Annotated in this window: 25 protein-coding genes; 1 reads left to right on the top strand and 24 read right to left on the bottom strand. The window is 27.3% G+C overall.

Features of this window, described 5'->3' with window-relative positions; all coding sequences use genetic code 11:
* Nucleotides 1–248: 248 nt before the first annotated feature.
* The 24 genes from KI686_RS12715 to nadC all read right to left on the bottom strand — a co-directional run bounded on the left by KI686_RS12715 (nt 249) and on the right by nadC (nt 22,373).
* The gene (locus tag KI686_RS12715) at nt 249–515 is read right to left on the bottom strand and encodes a hypothetical protein (protein ID WP_237589701.1); all 267 of its coding nucleotides are present in this window, start codon (nt 513–515) and stop codon (nt 249–251) included.
* A gap of 203 nt (nt 516–718) precedes the next feature.
* Nucleotides 719–1,000, bottom strand: coding sequence for a hypothetical protein (locus KI686_RS12710; RefSeq protein WP_237589700.1), 282 nt, complete (start codon nt 998–1,000; stop codon nt 719–721).
* Between the two features lie 315 nt (nt 1,001–1,315).
* A complete protein-coding gene (locus tag KI686_RS12705) occupies nt 1,316–2,038 on the bottom strand; it encodes a LytR/AlgR family response regulator transcription factor (RefSeq protein ID WP_237589699.1) in 723 nt (240 codons plus the stop codon).
* A gap of 5 nt (nt 2,039–2,043) precedes the next feature.
* Nucleotides 2,044–2,361 carry an Hpt domain-containing protein gene (locus KI686_RS12700; protein WP_237589698.1) on the bottom strand — a complete coding sequence of 106 codons (318 nt, stop codon included), beginning with the start codon at nt 2,359–2,361 and terminating at the stop codon, nt 2,044–2,046.
* Entirely contained in the window at nt 2,343–3,407 is a 1,065-nt protein-coding gene (locus tag KI686_RS12695) for a sensor histidine kinase (RefSeq protein ID WP_237589697.1), read from the bottom strand. Before KI686_RS12695 ends, KI686_RS12700 begins: the two co-directional genes overlap by 19 nt.
* Nucleotides 3,407–4,540, bottom strand: coding sequence for an FIST signal transduction protein (locus KI686_RS12690; protein ID WP_237589696.1), 1,134 nt, complete (start codon nt 4,538–4,540; stop codon nt 3,407–3,409). Before KI686_RS12690 ends, KI686_RS12695 begins: the two co-directional genes overlap by 1 nt.
* 8 nt (nt 4,541–4,548) lie before the next feature.
* A complete protein-coding gene (locus KI686_RS12685; protein WP_237589695.1) occupies nt 4,549–6,894 on the bottom strand; it encodes a PAS domain-containing sensor histidine kinase in 2,346 nt (781 codons plus the stop codon).
* Nucleotides 6,894–7,433, bottom strand: a complete 540-nt coding sequence (locus KI686_RS12680; protein ID WP_237589694.1) for a heme NO-binding domain-containing protein — start codon at nt 7,431–7,433, stop codon at nt 6,894–6,896. The genes KI686_RS12685 and KI686_RS12680 overlap by 1 nt, the downstream gene beginning before the upstream one ends.
* 18 nt (nt 7,434–7,451) lie before the next feature.
* A complete protein-coding gene (locus tag KI686_RS12675; RefSeq protein ID WP_237589693.1) occupies nt 7,452–7,865 on the bottom strand; it encodes a response regulator in 414 nt (137 codons plus the stop codon).
* Nucleotides 7,866–8,014: 149 nt separating this feature from the next.
* On the bottom strand, nt 8,015–8,485 hold the full coding sequence (locus KI686_RS12670; protein WP_237589692.1) for a DUF6495 family protein: 471 nt from the start codon (nt 8,483–8,485) through the stop codon (nt 8,015–8,017).
* A 68-nt stretch (nt 8,486–8,553) separates the two neighbouring features.
* The gene (locus KI686_RS12665) at nt 8,554–11,703 is read right to left on the bottom strand and encodes a TonB-dependent receptor (RefSeq protein WP_237589691.1); all 3,150 of its coding nucleotides are present in this window, start codon (nt 11,701–11,703) and stop codon (nt 8,554–8,556) included.
* A gap of 99 nt (nt 11,704–11,802) precedes the next feature.
* The gene (gene rplI, locus KI686_RS12660) at nt 11,803–12,249 is read right to left on the bottom strand and encodes a 50S ribosomal protein L9 (RefSeq protein WP_237589690.1); all 447 of its coding nucleotides are present in this window, start codon (nt 12,247–12,249) and stop codon (nt 11,803–11,805) included.
* 15 nt (nt 12,250–12,264) lie between these two features.
* Entirely contained in the window at nt 12,265–12,561 is a 297-nt protein-coding gene (rpsR, locus tag KI686_RS12655; RefSeq protein ID WP_237589689.1) for a 30S ribosomal protein S18, read from the bottom strand.
* Nucleotides 12,562–12,564: 3 nt separating this feature from the next.
* Complete coding sequence (gene rpsF, locus KI686_RS12650; RefSeq protein ID WP_237589688.1) at nt 12,565–12,906, bottom strand: 30S ribosomal protein S6; 342 nt, start codon at nt 12,904–12,906, stop codon at nt 12,565–12,567.
* A gap of 218 nt (nt 12,907–13,124) precedes the next feature.
* Nucleotides 13,125–14,207 carry an alanine dehydrogenase gene (gene ald / locus KI686_RS12645; protein WP_237589687.1) on the bottom strand — a complete coding sequence of 361 codons (1,083 nt, stop codon included), beginning with the start codon at nt 14,205–14,207 and terminating at the stop codon, nt 13,125–13,127.
* A 215-nt stretch (nt 14,208–14,422) separates the two neighbouring features.
* Complete coding sequence (locus KI686_RS12640; protein WP_237589686.1) at nt 14,423–15,547, bottom strand: hypothetical protein; 1,125 nt, start codon at nt 15,545–15,547, stop codon at nt 14,423–14,425.
* 55 nt (nt 15,548–15,602) lie between these two features.
* Nucleotides 15,603–16,412 (bottom strand): hypothetical protein, encoded by an 810-nt coding sequence (locus tag KI686_RS12635; RefSeq protein WP_237589685.1) that lies wholly within the window; start codon nt 16,410–16,412, stop codon nt 15,603–15,605.
* The gene (locus KI686_RS12630) at nt 16,399–16,959 is read right to left on the bottom strand and encodes an RNA polymerase sigma factor (protein WP_237589684.1); all 561 of its coding nucleotides are present in this window, start codon (nt 16,957–16,959) and stop codon (nt 16,399–16,401) included. The genes KI686_RS12635 and KI686_RS12630 overlap by 14 nt, the downstream gene beginning before the upstream one ends.
* Before the next feature lie 277 nt (nt 16,960–17,236).
* On the bottom strand, nt 17,237–17,926 hold the full coding sequence (gene folE / locus KI686_RS12625) for a GTP cyclohydrolase I FolE (protein WP_237589705.1): 690 nt from the start codon (nt 17,924–17,926) through the stop codon (nt 17,237–17,239).
* Between the two features lie 88 nt (nt 17,927–18,014).
* On the bottom strand, nt 18,015–19,382 hold the full coding sequence (gene hisS / locus KI686_RS12620) for a histidine--tRNA ligase (RefSeq protein WP_237589683.1): 1,368 nt from the start codon (nt 19,380–19,382) through the stop codon (nt 18,015–18,017).
* 105 nt (nt 19,383–19,487) lie between these two features.
* Nucleotides 19,488–20,432 (bottom strand): YihY/virulence factor BrkB family protein, encoded by a 945-nt coding sequence (locus KI686_RS12615; RefSeq protein ID WP_237589682.1) that lies wholly within the window; start codon nt 20,430–20,432, stop codon nt 19,488–19,490.
* A 133-nt stretch (nt 20,433–20,565) separates the two neighbouring features.
* Entirely contained in the window at nt 20,566–21,138 is a 573-nt protein-coding gene (locus tag KI686_RS12610) for a pentapeptide repeat-containing protein (RefSeq protein WP_237589681.1), read from the bottom strand.
* A gap of 11 nt (nt 21,139–21,149) precedes the next feature.
* Nucleotides 21,150–21,515, bottom strand: coding sequence for a copper resistance protein NlpE (locus KI686_RS12605; RefSeq protein WP_237589680.1), 366 nt, complete (start codon nt 21,513–21,515; stop codon nt 21,150–21,152).
* On the bottom strand, nt 21,516–22,373 hold the full coding sequence (gene nadC, locus KI686_RS12600) for a carboxylating nicotinate-nucleotide diphosphorylase (RefSeq protein WP_237589679.1): 858 nt from the start codon (nt 22,371–22,373) through the stop codon (nt 21,516–21,518).
* A gap of 60 nt (nt 22,374–22,433) precedes the next feature.
* Here nadC and rlmH point away from each other — a divergent pair, with 60 nt between their 5' ends.
* A complete protein-coding gene (rlmH, locus tag KI686_RS12595; protein WP_237589678.1) occupies nt 22,434–22,907 on the top strand; it encodes a 23S rRNA (pseudouridine(1915)-N(3))-methyltransferase RlmH in 474 nt (157 codons plus the stop codon).
* The last annotated feature ends 6 nt before the right edge of the window (nt 22,908–22,913 follow it).

Raw genomic sequence — 22,913 nt, 5'->3', positions numbered from 1 at the left:
GCTGAGATAGAGAATGTAATAACTAAAAGAAGAAGTATTTTTTTCATAATATTTGTTTTACACTTCAAAGGTAATTATCATTCTAAGTGATTTGCTGCCTTTTTCGTTATATGCACTCTAACTGTAGATGAGTTGTAATATATTATTAGATAAAGTAGTTTGCCTAAATTTTATAAAAATAGAATTCATAAAAAAAGGTAAAAGAAAAATCTTTTACCTTTAAATGTGTATAAATCAAATTTAAACTATTAACAGTACATTAATTTAGATCTTCTAGAAAGTAACTTTTTATAAACATTATAAGCTACAGTATCTATAACTAAAGATCTTTTATTTTCTTCTTCTTTTGTAACCTCTTCTTTTTCATCTTCAGAAACTTCTAAAAGAGATTTTAAAGACACTTCTTGTTTTAACAATTCTACTTTACTATCCTTTACCAAACTAGAACTTGTTTGTGCATTAACTGTTGCTGAGATAGAGAATGTAATAACTAAAAGAAGAAGTATTTTTTTCATAATATTTGTTTTACACTTCAAAGGTAATTATCATTCTAAGTGATTTGCTGCCTTTTTCGTTATATGCACTCTAACTGTAGATGAGTTGTAATATATTATTAGATAAAGTAGTTTACCTAAGTTTTATAAAAATAGAATCCATAAAAAAAGGCAAAAGAAAAATCTTTTACCTTTTTTATAAAATATAAAACTTTAATTATTTATTAGCAGTACATTAATTTCACTCGTTTAGAAAGAATTTTCTTATATGCACTCCTATAAATAGCTATTTCAATAACTGTGTTTTTCCTTTTTTTATTTAAATTGTTAAATTCTGTATTTTCTACAAAATTTGTTTCACCTACTTCTAGTAGAATAGAATCTAAATCTAATTGTTTTTTTGTTATAATCTCAATTTTCTTTTCTTTTATTGTACTTGAAGTAGTTTGTGCACTAATAACGGCAGGAGTAATAAGTAGTAATAACAGCAAGAATATTTTTCTCATAAGTAGTAAAAATTTCGATGCTAATTTAGTCAACAAATAGACAAATAATCATTTTTCATCGTTGAAATGCATCTAACTGTCGTTAAGCTGCGTTTTTACGTAGTTAAATAAAATTTAGGTTTAAGTTTTTTATCATAAATAACAAATATTTAACGTAAAAAATATACTGAAAAAACATAAATTCTGAAGTAATGACATGTTTTTTCACAAAAAGTAAAGTAATTGTTAATATAAAATTGTATTGGTTGAAAATTTCTTCATTATATAAATAAAAACACTTTAACTGTAGTAGTTAAAGTGTTTTTATTTATATAATTATAGTAAATCTAAACGTTTCATTAATAGAGGTCTTTTTGATCGACTAACAGGAACTACATCTTTTTTTATCAATACACTATTATCTTCTATATCAATAATCTTTTTAATATTAATAATATAAGAACGATGTATTTTTAGAAATAATGATTCTGGTAATTTTTCTTCAACCTTTTTAAGCGTAGAATGAACAATGTAATCTTTATCTTCTGTTTTAATTTTAATATAATCTCCCTTTGCTTCAACTAAATAAATACTAGGAACGTCTATTTTAATTAATCTTCGATCTATATTTACATAAAAATCATTTTCTTCTACCTTTTTAGACGCAACAGGAGTTGTTGTATTTTGTGCAGGTAAATCTGTTGAAATTACTTTCTTTTTTGCCTTTTCTATGGCCAATTGAAAACGAGATAATTCTATAGGCTTTAATAAGTAGTCTACAATAAAATCGTATTCAAAAGCTTCTAGAGCAAATTTAGGGTCTGAAGTTGTAAATATTATTTTTGGTGGTGATTTTAAGGCTTTTATAAAATCTACACCCGAAAATCCAGGCATGTGTATATCTAAGAATATTAAATCTACTTTAACATCTATTAAATATTTTATAGCATCTATTGCATTAGAAAATTCTTCTAATATATTTAAAGATTCTATCTGATTACACAGGGATTTGATGATAACCCTTGCCATTTTTTCATCATCAATAATAATACAATTCATAAAACTTATATAGTTTCTATATAGTCTGAAATTACTATTAAGATTTTATCAAAATCTTCTTGTCTGTGTAAACTTAGGTTTCGAAGATTATGTTCAAACTCATTAGCTATTCCGTAGCTGTTTTCAAGGCCCAAAATACTAATTTTATGTTTAATTTTATGAACATTTTCTTCAATTTTTTTAAACTCTTTGTTTTTTAAGAAATTGTAGTACTCTTCTTTTTCTATTGGGAATTCAGATTTTATTACACTAATTAACTCATTTTTAATAGATTCATCTCCATTTGCCAATTGATTTATGTAATCTAAGTTAGGTTTTTCCATTTTATTTTTTTTATGCTAAAATAAAAAGTTGTTTCCACATTTGGTATAGATTCTAAGTAAATTTCACCTTTATATAGTGTAATTATTTTTTTTACAATAGATAATCCTATTCCTGATGATAAATAATCATCTTCTAACTTTTGAAAGGCTACAAAAATTTTGTCAAAATATCTTTCTTTTATTCCTTTTCCGTTATCTTTTATATAAAACTTCCAAAAACCGGATTCTTCTTTAAATCCAATTTCAATAATAATCTCCTTTTTATCGTTAAATTTAATTGCATTATTAATTAAATGTGAAAATAATTTTTCTAATCTAAATTTATCTCCCCTTACAATAGGTAATTTTTTATCAATTTTAAGTTGTAAATTATCTGTTTTGTCTAAATCTGTTGTAATTTGATGAACTAAATCATCTAAATCAACATCACATAAATCACCAAAATTACTTCCTATTTTAGAATACTCTAATATACCTTTAACCAGTATATCCATTCTTTCTACGTTTTGCCTAATTAGCTCTAACTTTTCGTTACCGCTTTCATCTATTAAATCTAAATAATCTTCTTGTAACCAAGTAGTTAAAGCTTCTACACTTTGTAATGGAGATCTTAAGTCGTGAGAAAACATATGTGTGTAATCTTTTAACTCTTCATTTTGACGTTCTAAATTCTTTAAAAGTCTATCTTTTTGTTGATTTATACGTATGATTTCTTTTGTTTGATTATCAATAAAATCTACTAACTTTAAAGAATCTGTACTCTCTATAGGACGATCTTCTTTTAAATCATAAATCTGTAATCTATCTATAACGCTCTCTAGCTTTTGAATTACCTTTTTTTGAGATTCTGTTTCCTTTTTTAATTGTTTATTAGCTTTATAAAGTTCATCAGAACTAATTGCTGTAGCTCGTTGTAACATTATAAATTGTTCTTCTGATGTTGTATAAGAGCTATCTATTGCCTTAAAAAAATCATCTAAACGATCATCAGATTGTAAATCTTCTGGTAAAAACTTTCTTATTTGTCTTTTTAAAAGAGAATTCATTATTCGCTAATTAATGTAATTGTCATAGTTTGATTATGCAATTGACAGTTATTTTCTCCTATAAAAGGAGCTATTTCTCCATAAGAATATAGACCAGTAATTGTTGCGGTATCACCTATAACATCTATTACTTCTTCTACTTCTTCTTCTACTCTTTGGTCTAAAACTAGTTTTCTACCAATACAACTAACCAAAATAGCTAATTCTGGTTCTTTTTCTCTATACTCTGATGCATTTATTGCTGCTTTTTCTGCTGCGTTTACAATATTATCTACATTAGTCATCATTAATTGAACTCTTGACTCTTCAAAAATATCACCAGCCAAAATCATAGAGTTTTCTTCTTCATCAATATTTAATATAGTTCTTACTATTGAGTTATTTTCTTCTTTTGTTTTTACATTTAATGGATATAACAATGCTGCTCCTGGTAATTCTTTAGATTTTTCTCCTAAATATTTTTTATACAAATCTAATGCTGGTAAATCATCTAATTCATATAATACATTACCTTTAGATTTAGTTACAATTCTTTCTGGTCCAAAAGGAGTCCAACCACCGTTAATCGAAAAAGTAACCTCTAAAGATTCTCCGTATAGACCAATTGCAATTACCTCACCTGGTTTAGGGTTTTCATTATATGAAGAAATTGTTTTTTCAAACCTTGCAGAATCTCCACATAAAGCACCAGTTATAAGTAAATTATCTTTGGTAGCAGCATTCATACCTTTTGTTAACTGACTACCATTTATAAAACTACCTTCAGAAATTATAAAAACATGTTTTAATCCTTCTTCTGGTAATTGACTAATTATATTTTTACCAATAGAAAAACTATCTACATCTTCATTTAAAACACTGGTTGTCTTTATAATATATTTACTTTTTTCAAACTCTATAGCTGTAATAGTAACACTTTCATCATCTACAGAATGAGAAGTAATGTCTCCTGATGTAGAACCAAAAACTATATGACCATCTTTAAAGATAGATTTAACATCTTTGTATATATTCTTGTCTTCTAATAAAAATCTATTACCAAAAACAAGAACTAGAGGTTCTTTTAACTCTATATTCTTTGATAAATATTGCCAATCAGAATTTTTATATTTTTTTAATTGTACTGTTTTCATAATAGTTTTTATTGCTTTTTTATGGTAAAATAAAAAGTTGTTCCTACTGTTGGCTCACTTTCTAGCCAAATTTTACCACCATATAAATCAATAATTTTTTTAATTATAGACAAACCTATACCTGTAGAATCTTCTCTTTTATTTAACGAATGAAATACCTTAAAAATTTTATCGTGATACTTTTTTTCTATACCTATACCATTATCTTTAATGTAAAATTGATAATGTTCTTCTTTTTCTAATGAACCAACCTCTATAATACCCTCTTCTTTATCACAAAATTTAATAGCATTACTAATAAAATTTTGAAATACTTGTTGCAACTTTGTTTTGTCTCCAAGAACAACAGGTAAGGTATTTTTAATGTTTATAGAAATATTACTTGGTAAGTATAAAAACTGTTTTAAATCTTTTACCAATTCATTTAAATCTACATCTACAACTTCTATTTCACCTGCTCCTATACTAGAATATTCTAAAACATTAGATATTAAGGTTTCCATAGTTTCTATTGTAGAGTCTATAAGATCGAAGTTTTGATTTGTCATTTCATCAAATCCATCTTGGTTGTCGGTTTTAATCCAAGATACCAAAGCTTGAATACTTCTTAATGGAGATTTTAAATCATGAGAAACAATATGTGCGTATTCATATAATTCTTCATTTTTTTCTTTTAATTCATTTAGAATTATCTCTTTTTGCAGTTGTAGCTTTTTAAACTCTGTAATATCATAAACAATAGCTATTGTACCAATAATGTCTCCTAATAAATTATAATTAGAAGCAGCACTAAGCATCCAATATTTAGTTTCTCCTTTTCTATTTTTTACTTCTACTTCAAAAGACCCTGGGTTTCCATTAAGTCTTTTTTCTCTTTCTTTTTCTAATTTTTCTTTTGATTCTCCTTCTGTGAAAACATCTGATCCTACTTTACCAATTAATTCACTTTCTTTATAGCCAGACATATCACTAAAACTTTGATTAATCATCAAAATCTTACTATCGTTGTCTAGCTCAACCAAACCTAAGTTCATATTAGCAATAATGCTACTATATTTTGTTCTTTGAACTTCTAAACTAATTTTATAATTTTTCTCAAGAGTGATATCATTAAATTTCCATAAGAAACCTTTAATATTACCCTTTACAATTACAGGAGTATAGCTTCTCGATAAAGTTTTACCATCAACCATTTCTAATTCTTCATCAAAAACAGCTGTTTTATTTTTAACTATCTCATCCATTCTTTGAACAAAAGTAGATGACGTTTTAAAAAGTGATTTGTTTTGTTCTGCAAACAATTTACTATCAATACCAATTAAATCATTTGGATTTTCATTAATATTTAATAATTCACAAAACTTTCTATTACTTAAAATTATTTTTCTATTCTCATCTTCTAAAACAATACCACTATTAAGGTTTAACACTAAGGCAGATAACCTATTTTCTGATTCTATAAGTTTTTCTTTATCTAATATTTCCTTGTGTATATCTTCTATAGTAGCTAAGTGATATTTGATAATATTATTTTTATCTTTAACTGCAGTAACGGTAGTTTTTGCCCATAGTATATCTCCATTTTTTTTCAGATATCTTTTCTCTAAATTAAAAGTATTTATTTTACCGCTATTTAGTTTGTTTGATAATTCTTTAGATTTCTCTATATCGTCTGGGTGAGTTAAACTATCTACTTTAATATTGTCAAAATCTTCTGAGTTGTACCCCAACATATTCACCAAAGAGTTATTTACTAATAAAACCCCATCTTCACTTACCTTAGAAAGGGTAATACCTATTGGTGAGTTATTAATAATGATACTTAATTGGTTTTTTTGCTCTTCTAACAACTCTTTCATTGTTACCCACTCTGTAATATCTCTAATAATACCCTGGGCAGCAATAGGTTTATTTTCTTTATCGTAGATTATTGAAGAATTAACTTCAATCCATTTTATATTATTATGTTTATCTACAATTCTGGCAGTATAATCTTTAAAAAAACCTTTGTCATAAAGTTCTTTAAAAGCTTCTACTGTATATTCTACATCTTCTTTGTAAACAAGTTCTGAAACATTAAATGATTCTTCTTTTATATCAAAACCAAAAACCTCTACAGCAACATCATTCATTTTTAAAACATTACCAAACAAATCCATAACAATATATGCATCGTTAATGTTTTTAAAAACACTGTTTAAAGTATTTGTTTTTTCTTCTAAATGTTCTTTTAATTGTTTAGATATGGAATATAATTCTCTAGATTTATCTTCTAGAATTTTTTCGGCTGCTTTACGTGCAGCTCTTTCTCGCTTTAGAGCTCTCTGTAGTATTTCTATATCTTCTTGGCTCATTAGTTTTTCTTAACAATAAACTTAACTTCTGTGCCATCTTCTTTAATTTTTTCTAAAACAATTGATGCTGAGCTATTAAAATGTTCAAAAGTTTTATTCATTAAACCTAAACCAAAATGATGCATTGCTCTGCTAGATTTGTAGATCATTATTAGAGAGTTTTCTGTTTTCTCTTCTATAATAAAAGTAGGTAACTCTGCGTCTGGATAAATTTTTTGTACCTCTATATGAATATGATTTTCAATTGAGGCTAGCATTTCTATTGGATCGTTGTAAGTAGCTAAAAGGCCTGGATAACTAGACTCTATAACAGAAAAGAAGTGTTCTGCATATACTAGCAGTAAATCATCTGTAGAAATACCTGTATTATTACTTAAATTTGTTACTAATTGTAACATTTCGGAAAAACTATAAGTACCTATCGAAGTATATACTCCTTCTGATTCTAACTTAGATTGAGAAATAATTTTATCAACCATTTCTAATCCAAATTTTTCTTCTACTAAATCTAAAAATTCTGTAAAAACAATACCTTTCATTTTTCTTCTTTATTTCATTTATAACTGCTTTAATTCATTTGTACTCCAATAAGTTAAAACTGCTTCAATTTTTTTAACGTAGTCATCATACTTTAATGGCTTTAAGATATAACCAGAAATTCCTATTTTATAACATTCAAACAAATCTTTTTGATTGTCTGATGTAGTTAAAATAACAGTAGGAATATGTTTAAAATCATCCGTCTTTTTTATTATATCTAAAAACTCTATACCACTCATTTTTGGCATATTTAAATCTAATAAAATTAAATCAGGAAAATTACTTTTATCTTCTAAGACCTTTAAAGCTTCTTCACCGTTCTTAGCTTCTTGAATTGTATGTTCTAATTTTAATAATGAAATAGTTCTCTTCATCTTCATTATTTCAATTAGATTATCTTCAATTAACAAAATTTTTAATTTTCTATCCATCTTATCAGATTTTTATTTTAAGAACAAATGTATTTTTTTTTTCATTGTTGGTTAAATAATTTTGTTCACCTTTTATTAAGTATAGTTTAAATACATAAAACCATAGATGATTTGTTAAAAAGATGATTTTTGTAAAGAATTCCTTTTTTTTAAACAGTTATTAATTGATTAAAATATTCAAAAATTTCGCCTTTAGAGATAACACTTCCTTTTTCAATTAAATCAAAAATTTCTGTATTTCTTTCTAAACTATACTCTTTAGTGCCTCTAAAAATTTCTACAGAATTATCTAAAGGATTTTTCATTAACCACTCAAAACCTTCTTGTTCTAATAAATTAATATCCCAATTAATCTTAATTGCAATCCTTAAAATTACACTATTCTCAAATTTAAACAAATTTATTGAAGATTTAGAAAAATGTTCTAAATATTTTGTTTTTGATAAAACATCATCCCAAACAACATCAGAAAAAACATTCATTTCTTCTTCTGCTATTTGTGGTTTTTCTTTTTTTATTTGATTCCATTCTTTTACATCTATACTTTGTGATGCCAAAAAACGTGCAAATTCTTCGTGTAAACCTTCAAATTGTTCTTTAGTAAGTTGTCTGTATTTCATAACTATATTATAAGAAAAACCGCTCAAAAAAAAATTGAGCGGCTCAAATATCTAATTTTTAAAATGATTTAGAAAATATAACGCAAACCTATTTGTGCTTGCCAACGAGATCTTAAATCTGAAACTGGCGTAAATGTTTCTGTTAAATCTGTATTAAAAGTATAAGTAGGTGTATTAGTTGTTGGATCTACCGTTACAGATAATGGTTGTAAGTCTCTAGGTTCTTGCACAACTCCCCAATCTGAGTTAATTAAATTTCCAATATTTAAAACATCTAAACTAATCTGAACAGTATGTTCTTTACTTTCTGAAACTTTAAAATTAATATCTTGTAATACTTTAAAATCCCAACGAGATCTCCATGGAGATAAAGCTCCGTAACGCTCTACATACTCTCCTCTTCTTTCACTTAAATAATCATCTTGATTAATATATGCTTCAAATGCTTCTGCTTGTCCTGCTCCTGTAAATTGCATTTGGTTTAATTCTGTTGCAGTTGGCACATATAATAAATCATTGTTTTGAAAAGAAGAATCTCCATTTATATTACCAGCATAAGTATAATTAAATCTTCCTCCTCTTGCATACTCAAAGAAAGTAGAAAAAGTTGTTGGAGAATTTTCTCCGAAGAAATTAAACTTTTTAGAAGCTACACCAATAAATCTGTGTGTATCTCCATATTTAGAATATGATAATACATCTTCATTTGCATCTCCTAAATTTGGGTTAAAATCAAACGCATCTCCTGTAATCTCTGCTTCAATTGAATTTACATCTTTAGCATTTAAATAATTATATGCTACGCTTGTATATAAACCATTATCAAAAGTTTTTTGCAATTTTAAAGAAGCATTCCAAACTCTACCTTTATCAGAATTTGTAAATACGTAAGCATTATTTCCTTTATCTGAATCTAAATAAATTGGTCTATTATCTCCTGGCGCATTTAAAGTTCCTGAAGGGTTTCTTAATCCCCAGTTTTGAACATGAGCTCCATTAATATCTTTAGTATAAGATATATCTGTAGTAACAATTAATCCATTTTCTAATCTGTGATCTACACCTAAATTGGTTCTCCACACTTGTGGCCATTTAAATTCTGGGTCTACAATTTGATAGAAAAAACTATCTAAACCTTGTACTTGATTACCCAACCATACAAAAGGGAAACGTCCTGTAAAAACACCACTTCCTCCTCTAACTTGCGTTGTACCATCTCCATTAGCATCCCAATTAAAACCAAATCTCGGTGAGAATAGAAAACTATTATCTGGTAATTGTCTAGAGTCTAATGTAGTTGTTTCATTTGTATTTGGGTTATAATACTCTATACTAGGATCAAAAGTAAATGGCTTTCTAGCAATATTTTCATCAATTTTATCTTGAGTATCAAAATATAAAGGTTTATCAAAACGAATACCATAAGTCAATTTAAAATTGTCATTTACATTCCATTCATCTTGAACATAAAATGCAACTTGCCCAACATTTGTTTCTGCTAAAGCCCAACCTTCCCCGGTTGGTAAATTATTATTTGTATTGTAAAGAGATTCTGCATTTGCTATTGCATCTGCAAGAAAACCGTTATTTACAGCAGCTTCAAAATCTGCAATACTAGCATAAGAACCAAAAGCACCAATATATCCTCTAGCGTCTCCATACCCATAAGCTCCTAAATTAAAAGAATTATCAAACTGAAATTTTTCAAAAGATACACCTGCTGTTATGGTGTGATTTTCTAATAAGAAATTAGTATTATTTGTTATTTGAAATACTTTTTGATCTAATTTATTATTGATAGAAAATGGTTCGTGACCAGTTATAATATAATTACTTCCGCTTCCGTCTTGAATTGTAATCGCAGGAATTGGAGTTGATAATGGTGTTCTAAAATCATCAAAATGAGTATAACCTGTCTGAAATTTATTAGTAATTTTATCTGAAAAAGTAGAATTTAATTCTAGTTGAAAAGAATTTATATTGTTATTAATTTCATAACCAGAATTTTCGAATTGTAAAGTTTGAAAATTAGGACCTCTAGTTCCTAAAGCTGTTGGATGCGCAGGATTTTCTTTAGAAGCATTTAAAAAGTTATAAATTAAAGACAACCTATGATCTTGATTGATATTTAAATCTAATTTAAAAATACCTTTAGATGATTTAGAACCATAGTTAAAACCTTGGTATCTACCAGTGTCATAACCTAAACTAGAAAGTGCATTTTGTACAGTTATTAAATCTGATTCTAAAACACTAGACTCATTAATAGAAAGTGTTCCATCATTATTATTAGGTATCCAACCAGCAGTACCTAAATCTGTTCTATCATCTTTCTCATAGTTTGCAAAGAAAAATAATTTGTTTTTTATGATAGGTCCACCAATACTAAAACCAAATTGTTTTTGACTTAAATCTGGCTTTATAACATCTTCTCCTTTAATTTTACCTCCTGTTAAATCTTCATTTCTAAAAAATCCATAAACAGTTCCTTTAAATTCATTTGTTCCACTTTTGGTAACTGCATTAACAGAAGCGCCAGTAAAACCAGATTGAGTTACATCATAAGGAGCAATAGAGACAGATATTTGTTCTATTGCATCTAAAGATATTGGTTGAGCTCCTGTTTGTCCACCTGGTGTTGGAGAATCCAATCCAAAAGGATTATTAAATATTGCTCCATCTAAAGAGAAATTATTAAACTGATCATTTCTACCTCCAAAAGAGTTTCCACTTGCAGAAGGTTCTAGTCTTGTAAAATCTGATGCTGCTCTAGAAATTGTTGGTAATGTTTTTAATTGTACAGCAGAAACACTAGTTTGCGCACCTGTTCTATCGCTATTAAAAGTTGAATTTTTAGATGATGAAATTACTATTTCTTCTAATGATTCTCCTTCTTCAGATAATTTACCATTTACATTAAAGGTTTTACCTAATGATAAAAAAACATCATTTACTTCTTGAGATTTAAAACCCAAATAACTAAAAGTAATTTTATAAGGACCACCAACTCTTAAATTTAAAACAGTAAACCTACCATTTTCTTGAGCTGTTGTACCTGTTAAAGTTCCTGTAGGTGTGTGTAATACAGAAATAGTTGCACCAAACAAAGGTTCTCCTGCAACATCTGTTACTATTCCTTTAATTTTTGACGTTGTAACTTGTGCCTTTACTATACTAAAAACAAAGAACAGTAGTAATAAAAGTAATTTTCTTTTCATTTTTTTTGATTTACGGTTAAGTAAATCAAAAATAGAGCAAAAAAAAACATCTACTATAAAAGTAGATGTTCTTTTTTTAACAATTAGTTAACAATAATATTACTCAGCAATAACTTCAAAAGTAATATCTGCTACTACAGCTCTGTGTAATCTTACAGATGCTTCGTATTTTCCTAATCTTTTTACAGAACCACCAACAACTTTAATAAATTTCTTGTCTAATTCTGTACCTGCTTTTGCAAGTGCTGCAGCTAAATCTATATTGTTTACAGAACCAAATAATTTGTCTCCTGAACCAGTTTTAGATGCTATTTTAATTTCATATCCTTTAATTGTTTCTGCAATTGCATTTGCATCTTCAATTAATTTAGCTTCTTTAAAAGCTCTTTGTTTTAAATTCTCTGCTAAAACTTTCTTTGCAGATGAAGTAGCTAAAATCGCTTGTCCTGTAGGGATTAAAAAGTTTCTACCATATCCGTTTTTAACGTCTACGATATCGTCTTTAAATCCTAAATTTTCTACGTCTTGTCTTAATATCAATTCCATGTCTCTACTTCTTTATTATTTTAACATATCTCCAACGTAAGGCATTAGCGCTAAATGACGTGCTCTTTTAATTGCTTGTGCAACTTTACGTTGATATTTTAATGAAGTTCCTGTTAAACGTCTTGGTAAAATTTTACCTTGTTCGTTTACTAAATACATTAAGAAATCTGCATCTTTATAATCGATATACTTAATACCTTTCTTTTTAAATCTACAGTATTTTGCTTCTTTCTTAGTGTCTATATCTAATGGCGTTAAATATCTAACGTCAGCAGATTTACCTCCTTTTGCTTGTTGTTCTATTGATGCCATTTCTTATTTTTTTGTAGATTTAACACGTTCGCTTCTTACTTTAGCCCAAGCTGCAGCATGTTTGTCTAATTTAACAGAAAGGTAACGCATAACGCTATCATCTCTTCTAAACTCTAATTCAAACGCAGCAATTTCTTCTCCAGCTACTTTGTACTCTAGTAAGTGGTAAAATCCACTTTTTTTCTTTTGAATTGGGTAAGCTAATTTTTTTAAGCCCCAATCTTCTTTAGAAATCATTTCGGCACCTTTAGAAACCAAATAGTCCTCAAACTTTTGTACTGTTTCCTTTATCTGAGTATCAGATAAAACGGGATTCAAAATGAAAACAGTTTCGTAATGATTCATAATTAAATATTTATTGTTTATTTTTGAGGGTGCAAATATACATACTTTTTTTTATATAATAGCATCTTTTCTGTTTTATCATTTTTAATATTTTATTTGTACTTAAAACGTATACTATAAATATGTATTAAACAATTACTTTTAAGGTAGTAAAAACAAAAAAAGAGTGAAATTGAAAAAAAAACAATTTCACTCTAATTAATATTAAAAATTAAAACTTAATCGAAAAGTCCTTCTAGCTCTTTATAAACAATTTCTCCTTTTACAATATTTAATCCTTTAGCTAAACTTTTGTCACTTTCACAAGCTTTTTCATAACCTAAATTAGCTAACTTTAAAATATAATTAAGTGTAACATTTGTAAGTGCAATAGTTGATGTGTAAGGTACAGCACCTGGCATATTAGCAACACAATAATGTACTACATCATCAATAATATATGTTGGGTCTTGATGCGTTGTTGCTTTTGTGGTTTCAAAACATCCTCCTTGATCTACTGCTACATCTACAATAACTGTACCTGGTCTCATATCTTTTAGCATATCTTTAGTTATTAGTTTTGGAGCTTTACCTCCTTTTACTAAAACTCCACCAACAATTAAATCATGTGTTTGTATTAGTTGTCTTATGCTATATTCACTAGAAAAAGCAGTTGTAACATGGTTTGGTAAAACATCATTTACATAACGTAAACGTTTCATATTAATATCCATAATAGTTACATGAGCTCCTAAACCTGCAGCCATTTTAGCTGCTTGCACACCTACAACTCCTGCTCCTAAAATTAGAACTTTCCCTGGTTGTACACCTGGTACTCCTCCTAATAAAATACCTCGTCCTCTAATTGGTTTTTCTAAATACTTTGCTCCTTGCTGAATTGCCATTCTACCTGCAACTTCTGACATTGGAGTTAATAACGGTAAAGTACCATCTGCATCTTCTACAGTTTCATAAGCAATACAAATTGCTTTACTTGCAATCATTGCTTTTGTTAGTGCCTCACTAGATGCAAAATGAAAATAAGTAAACACTATTTGATTTTCTTTTATCAAAGGGTATTCCTCTTCAATAGGCTCTTTAACTTTTACAATCATTTCACTCTGACTGTAAACATCTTCTATAGTTGGTAAAATAGTTGCACCAACTTTAATGTAATCTGCATCAAAAAAACCACTACCCTCACCTGCAGTAGATTGAATAAAAACAGTATGATTTCTTTTTGTTAGGGCAAAAACACCTGCCGGTGTCATACCTACTCTACTTTCGTTGTTTTTGATTTCTTTAGGAATTCCGATTTTCATTGTACTTAATTGATTTATTAAGCACGTAAATTTAAAAGCTTTTTTTTATGATTTATGAATAAAAATTGACGTTTTTAATTTTTATGAATAACCCAAAAATATTTTTAAAAAAAAATATAATTCTTAAGTTTAAACTTACTTTTTAAATAATAAAGAATATATAATCACAAAAAATTGACATTTAACATTATATTTTAATGTTAAATGTTAATTTTTTAATCTAAATCTAAACGAACTCCTAAAGAAATGTTTCTTGTTTCTGTATTTTTAAACAAAGAATTTAAATCGTACTTTACGTAAAAACTTGTAGATCTATAACCTAAATATGCACTTACACCGTAATTAATAGTATTCATATTAAAATTATCAAACTGAACTTCTTCCACATCTACTCTATCTGTATCTTTATATTCTAAATATTGTCTAGTTCCTAGTTTAAAACCTAAAAAACCACCAACACCTAAACGAACAGATCTATTTGTTCTATCAGAAACATCTCCATCTGAATACACTCTGTTTTTAGATAAATCCCACTCTAAATGCACAGGAAAATTCATTTGTACATGACGTAATCTACTTTCTGATAAATCGTTAGAAAATGTTTCTATTTCGGTAAATTCTCCGTTTTTAACATGAATTCTATTCCCTTTTAAACGTAAATTATTCCAAAGAAAAGACATTCCGTATTTTACATATAATTGAGATGGCTTATTACTTAAACGTGTTTTCCATGTCCAACCCAATTCATAAAAATGAGATTGCCAAAACTTATACTCAGAATCATTTAAAGAGTTTAAATTATTACTATTTAAAACATTATTTACTCCCATTACAAATACAAATTGAGATGTAGTCTTTCTATTTCTTATTACTTTATGGTCTCTTTCTGCTCTCCTATTATCATATCCATCTGCTCCGTCCTCACCATCTTTTCCGTCTTTTGCATCAAAATCAAAACGAAACGTTGTATTACCAATTGTAAACACATTATCATCTTCACCTAATTCTCCTTCGTCTGAACTTGCGATCTTTCCGTTTGTTTTATCTTGTACTAACAATTGCAATAAACGTTCTTGTTCACTAACTAACGCCTCTATTCTTCTTGCATGATATGCAGCAACTTCCTTTTTTAAACCTGTAGATGTTTCTGCAGTAATTTCTCCTTTTTCAAGTCTTTTATCAATATCTATCACTTTTTCTTTTAGAGAATCTTTTTGTTGTTTTGTAATAATCTCTATTCTTTTAGAAATTTTAATTACTTCTTTTTCAAACGTTTTTTTCTCTTGAGATAAGGCAATAGTTGTGCTAAACAACACTAAAATTAGTAGTATTCTTTTCATCTTTAATATTTTAAAATTTTATTATTCTTGTTTTTTTAGAAATGATTTTTAACTTTTAATCATTTCTACTTGCAATGGCAGTAGCAATATCAGACACTTTAATTTTTAAGGTTTTTATAAAGTTATTCTGAAAAGCTTCATCATCAATTGTGCGCTCTACTTCTGCTAAAATAGTGTTTGGGTTGATTTTTAAATTCGATTTTTTGAGCTCACTTTTAATCGTCTTTAAAACATCTTCTCTACTTACATTGTATTTAGCATAATAAGCTTTTACTTCTTTAGGAGTATGTGTAACAGCATACAATAAATCATCACTATTTATTTTTATGCTACTATTTGGGTTCTGTTGTAAAATTTCTTTTGTAAATTTTATTTCATTACTCATTGACGAATCTTTATCGTTTTTAGATTCATTTTCATCAACTTTTGCTATAATAATTTTTTCTTCTTTTTTTTCAATATTGATTTTTTTATTTTGATTGTTTTTTAGTTCTTTTGATGATATAACACTTGGTTTTATAAGTTTCTCCGTTTCTATTTCATTATTTTTAACTAGTGCTTTCTTAACTGGAATTTCATTTATAAATTGATCTAATTTTTTATTAATTGTAAGCGTATCAATTACGGTTTCTACAATAATTTCTAATGGTTTTACTTTTTCATTTTTATTAAAAACCATGTAACCAACACTAATTAAAAGTAAAATACTTGCTGCTGCGCCTATATAAAAAAACCACCCTTTTTTCTTTTGTTGGGGTTGATCATCTAACTGAACAGACAAACGTTCCCAAGCAGATGCTGAAGGTTGAAAAGTTCTATTTGCTAACTTTTCTTTTATATTTTTATCTAAATTATTTGTCTTCATTAATAAACTTATTCGTTTTAATATAATTCTGTTGCAATAATTTACGTGCTTTAAATAATTGCGATTTTGATGTACTTTCTGAAATACCTAATTGTAAAGCAATTTCTGAGTGTTTGTAACCTTCTATTGCAAATAAATTAAATACCATTTTATAACCTTCTGGTAATTGATCTATTAATAATTGAATGTCTTCTACAGTTGTATTTTCTAAACTTTCTGTAGCTGCATCATTAAAAACAAAATCTTCATCAGACAGATCAACTATATTTTTTTTTCGTAAATAAGAAATACACGTATTTACCATAATTCTACGAATCCATCCTTCAAAACTACCTTCATGTTTAAACTTATGTAAGTTGGTAAAAACTTTTAAAAAGCCTTGTAATAATAAATCTTCTGCATGATGTAAATCTTTTACATACTGCCTACAAACACCCAACATTTTAGGAGAAAATTGCTCAAACAATTGTTGTTGCGCTTCTCTATTATTATCAATCGCTTTTTTTATGAGCGATTTTTCTTTGTTATGCAATTTTATAATTTTCAAGCCTCTTGGTTCTGTTTTTACTGCCTTACAAATATATAGACTACACAACTTTTAAAAAGGTTGCTTTTAATAAAAAAAAATTAATTAAAATTCTATTTTAAACAACAACAACAACAAGATTAAGCATCTATTTATCAACAATATAAATTAATGATAAATTTAAAAATTTTATCCATAAAAAAACTCATCAAAATCTAAATTAATAGATTCTGATGAGTTTTTAATTATTATTATAAAAATGTTTAATTTTATTTAAACAACAATAGTATATTGTATTTTACTCGAAACTTGTATTCATTTTTAGATATCCTAAAAACTCTCTTTTTGTTTCTTTTTCTTTAAATTTACCACCAAATTCTGCAGTAACGGTAGAGCTTTCTATATCTTTAATTCCTCTAGAATTTACACATAAATGCTTTGCATCTATAACACATGCAACATCTTCTACACCTAAAGCCTCTTGCATTGCTTGTACAATTTGCATTGTTAAACGCTCTTGTACTTGAGGTCTTTTAGAGAAATACTCAACAATTCTATTCATTTTAGAAAGGCCAATTACCTTACCGCCAGATATGTAAGCAACATGTGCTCTACCCACTATTGGTAATAAATGATGTTCGCAAGTAGAGTAAACTACGATGTTTCTCTCTACTAACATTTCACCATAATTATAGTTATTATCAAATGTAGAAGCCTTTGGCATATTTTTAGGATCTAATCCCATAAATAATTCTTTTACAAAAGCTTTTGCTACTCTTTTAGGAGTTCCTTGCAAACTATCATCTGTTAAATCCATTCCTAAAGTTTCTAAAATATCTTTTACACTTTCTTGGATTTTATAAATTTTTTCTTCATCAGAAATATCAAAAGCATCTGCTCTTAAAGGTGTTGTTGCTGATGTTCCGATATGATTTTCTCCTATTTCGTCTATTCTTTCGTCATTCATTTTGCTGCTTAATTCAAACATTTCAATCTTATTTAAGGCTGCAAATTTACGTGTTTGCAACGTATTATTTTAATTTACTAATCAATAAAAACTATAAAAGTATAGTTTTTTATACTTTTAACGTATTTATTAAGTCTACTAATGTGCAATTTGTTTGCTCACCAGAACTCATATTTTTTAAAGTAAAAACATCATTTTCTACTTTAGAAACTACAAATTCTATTGCTCTATTAGTTATATATTTCCATTGTCGTTTCTGCGCCTTATTACTTTCTGCTAAATCTGGATAAAATTCAGATTTAACACCGTTTTCTCTTAATTCTTTTATTGCTTTTAGCTTTATAATGTCTGTATTTGCATCAAAATTTAAGAAAACAACTTTAGGTTTAGGTAACTCTACTGTTTTAAATAAGTTTAACTCTTCTAAAACTAAATAAATTCTATCTAATCCAAAAGAAACACCAACACCAGACACATCTTTTAAACCAAAAATACCTGTTAAATCATCATATCTTCCACCACCACCGATAGAGCCCATTTTTACACCTTCTGGTGCTGCAACTTCAAAAATTGCACCTGTATAATAGTTTAAACCTCTAGCCAAAGTAACATCTACTTCTAAATTAGTTGTTTCTAAACCTAACTCTTCTATTGTGTTAATTACAAAACGTAATTCTTCTACTCCTTTTTTTCCTTCTTCTGATGTTGATAACATATTTTCTAATGAAGATAATTTATCTAAATTAGATCCTGTAAAATCAAACAAAGGTTGTACTTTTTCTATAGCTTCTTCGGTAATTTCTTTAGATAACATTTCTTTTACAACACCATCTTTACCTATTTTATCTAACTTATCTAAAGCAACTGTAAAATCTATTAATTTATCTGATGCGCCAATAACTTCTGCTATACCAGATAAAATTTTTCTATTGTTGATTTTAATTGTTGTGCCTGCTAAACCTAATTTAGTAAAAACAGCATCATAAAGTTGAATAAATTCTACTTCTTGACAAAGTGATTTGCTACCTACAACATCTGCATCGCACTGAAAAAACTCTCTAAAACGTCCTTTTTGTGGTCTGTCTGCTCTCCAAACTGGTTGTATTTGATATCTTTTAAACGGAAAAGTAATCTCGTTTTGATGTTGTACTACGTAACGTGCAAAAGGCACTGTTAAATCGTAACGCAATGCTTTTTCTGAAATTTGAGAAGTAACTTTTAAACTATTTTTTTCTGATAATAATTTATCTTCTGCTTTCTTTAAAAAGTCTCCAGAATTTAAAATCTTAAAAATCAAACGATCTCCTTCTTCACCATATTTACCCATTAACGTTGATGAGTTTTCAAAACTTGGTGTTTCTATTGGTGCAAAGCCAAAGGTTTCAAAAGCAGATTTTATTGTATTTATTATATACGTTCTGTTTGCTACTTCTGTTGGCGAAAAATCTCTTGTTCCTTTTGGGATACTTGGTTTCATATAAATTAATTATCAATATTTTGTAACCATTTATTAATAAATCAGAAAATTGACAATAGATAAATGATAATTACTTTTTTTGCGAGTGCAAATATCGTGAAAAAGTTATAATTTTTTGGGTGTTGTAAAGGTTTTATTTCTTCTTCTTAAAGAGTAAATAGATGCATTTAACTCAAAACCCAACAATAAAATAATTGCATTTAGCCAAATAAATAACATTAAGATTAAAAGTGTACCTATAGAACCGTATAGCTCGTTATATTTAGCAAATTCATTTACATAATAACCAAATAAATAAAAAGTTAAAATAGATAAAATGGTTGTAAAAACAGCTCCTGGAGAAAAAAAGCGAGAATGTTTACCCTCTTTTACTCCGTAATGATATAGCATAGATACTGTTAAAAATATCATAGATAAAAATATAAAGCCTCTACCCAATTGCAGCCAAATTAAATTATCTTCTAACCAACCCATAGACACTAAATTCTTTAAAAAAAGCTCAAAAAAGATAATTAAAACAACTGTTATTAAAAGAAAAAATACAATAACAATAGAAACTAACATTGCAATAAAATAGCCTCTAAAAACATTTCTAACAATTTTTACGTGATAAGAATGCTCAAAACCTCCAAAAATTGCATTTACACCGTTTGTCATTAAAAAAATAGACCCTACAAAACCAAAAGAAAGTAAACCTCCATACTGATTTTTAATAATATCTACTAAAACAGAATCTACAGCTTCAAATGTTTTTGGTGGTAAAACATCTGCAATAATAGATAACAAACCTTCTTGCGCACCATCTATTGGTAAAAAAGGAATTAACGTTAGTATAAATAATAAAAAAGGAAAAATAGACATAAAAAAACTATAAGCAATACCACCAGCTCTTGTGGTTAAAGCTCCTTTTATAATGCCTATAAAATACATTTCTAAAATATCATACAAAGACATACCTTCTAAACCCGGAATTTTAATGTTTTTTCCGAGTTTTACCAAAAGATTTACAATTGGTATTTTATCTAGTTTGTCTTCTATTTCTTTTGTCATTAATTAAAGTTGCAAAGTTAAATTAGCTTTTTAAAAATAATTTCGATTTCAATTTTTGATAATGTTTCTCTTATATTATATATAATTTCTAACTCTTTTTATGTGAATCTATTTCAATACTAAATGGTAATTTTTAGTCGACAATAATTTTATAAACAGATAGTAAACCTTCTAAATTCTCTCTACTAAACTTTGCGCTTTTTAAACTATTTTGTTCTGGGTTGATATTAAAATTAAAAGCACTTGTAAAATCTGCCTTTTCTAAATTTGTTCTATCAAAAACAGTTAATTTTAAATCGCAATTATCAAAAATTGAACTTGATAAATTAGTTTCTGTAAAATCTACTTCTTGTAAATTACAATTTTTAAAACTTGTTTTTGGTATTTTAAGTTGATAAAAAGAAGCATAATTTAAAAAACAATCTTTAAAAGAAAACTGTAATAAAAAAGTATCGCAACCATTAAATTTTACACCAATCATTTTACAGTTAATAAAATTTACATCTTTAAAAGCGGTATTTTTTACATTGGTATTACTAAAATTACAATCTATAAACTCGCATTCTATAAACTGAATATTTGTTGCCTCAACATTCTCGAAATTGCAATTTAAAAATGTGCAATTATCATATTCTCCTTTTTTAATTTTTGTTTTGGTAAAATCTATTTTAGAAAAATCTTCGCTATCAAAATAATTATCAGTCATAAACGTAAAATCTACTTTTGCTTAATCAATTTATAATTTAATTGACTTTCTATTTTGTTACCAGCAATATCTAAAAGCTCTAAATAATCATCATTTATTTGATATTTAAAACCACTTTTAGTCAATAATTCTAGTTGATTATTCTCTACTTTATAAGTTCCTGTTTTTGTAAAAGGTTTTTCTTCTCCTTTCCCCAAATAAACAGTTTGTAATTTAAATGTTTTGTCTTTATTTAATGTTAATTCATTATCAATACCGCTGCAACTAGCACAAGGCAAAACCCCTTTATAAAAACCAACAACATCTATTTTTTTACTTGTACAAGAAGCAAAAATTATAAGAAATAAACTTACGGTAATAACTACTTTTTTTATCATTTAAATGGCTTTTAAACTCAAATCCATATTATAAACAGAATGTGTTAAAGCGCCAGAAGAAATAAAATCTACACCACACTCGGCATATTTTCTTATAGTTTCTTCATTAATTCCACCAGAAGATTCTGTTAAACATTTATCACCAATTAAAGCAACTGCTTTGCGTGTATCTTCATAATTAAAATTGTCTATTAAAATTCTGTAAACACCATCAACAGATAAAATTTCTTCAATTTCTCCCAAACTTCTAGCTTCTACAATAATTTTAATATCAATATTATTATCGGCTAAATATTTTTTTGTTTTAGTAATTGCAGCAGTAATTCCGCCAGCAAAATCTATATGATTGTCTTTAATCATTACCATATCATACAAAGCAAATCTGTGGTTTTCTCCACCACCAATTTTTACTGCCCATTTTTCTAAAGCTCTAATTCCTGGCGTAGTTTTTCTTGTATCTAAAACTTTAGTTTTTGTACCTTTTAATAAATCTGCAAAAAATGCTGTTTTAGTAGCAATTGCACTCATTCTTTGCATTGCATTTAACACCAAACGTTCTGCCATTAAAATGGATTGAGATTTCCCTGAAACATGAAAAACTACGTCTCCAAATTTTACTTTTTCTCCATCATTTATAAAAGTTTCTACTTCTAAATCTGCATCAACATAAGAAAAAACTTGTTTTGCAAAAGCTACTCCGGCAATTATTCCATCATCTTTTACCAATAATTTTGCTTTTCCTTTCGCATCCGAAGGTATGCAAGAAAGTGATGTATGGTCTCCATCGCCAATATCTTCGCGAATTGCATTTGTAATTATAAGCTCTAATTCTTTTTCAAACTGTTCTTTTGATATCATAATTCTTTAATTCTGATGTAAAAATAGTAATTCGTAATACATAATTCATAATTTTGCGGCATGAAAATTAAATTACTCGCTATTGGTAAAACGGATAATAAACAACTTATCCAATTGATTGATGAATATCAAAATCGATTAAAACATTATATAAAATTCGAATTAGAAATTATTCCGGATATTAAAAATGTAAAGAATTTAAGTGAACTTCAGCAAAAAGAAAAAGAAGGGAATTTAATTTTATCAAAACTGCAAAACACAGACCAACTAGTTTTGTTAGATGATAAGGGCAAGCACTTTACTTCTATTGAATTTAGCCAATATTTACAGAAAAAAATGAATTCTGGTATTAAACAATTGGTGTTAGTAATTGGCGGACCTTACGGTTTTTCTGAGGCTGTTTACAAAAAATCTACAGGAAAAATTTCTTTATCTAAAATGACGTTTTCTCATCAAATGATTCGTCTTTTTATTGTTGAACAATTGTACAGAGGTTTTACTATTTTAAAGAATGAGCCTTATCATCATGAATAATTCTGT

This window comes from Polaribacter sargassicola (assembly GCF_021991835.1).
Classification (GTDB): Bacteria; Bacteroidota; Bacteroidia; order Flavobacteriales; family Flavobacteriaceae; genus Polaribacter; species Polaribacter sargassicola.
This window is presented reverse-complemented; position numbering and strand designations above follow the sequence as displayed.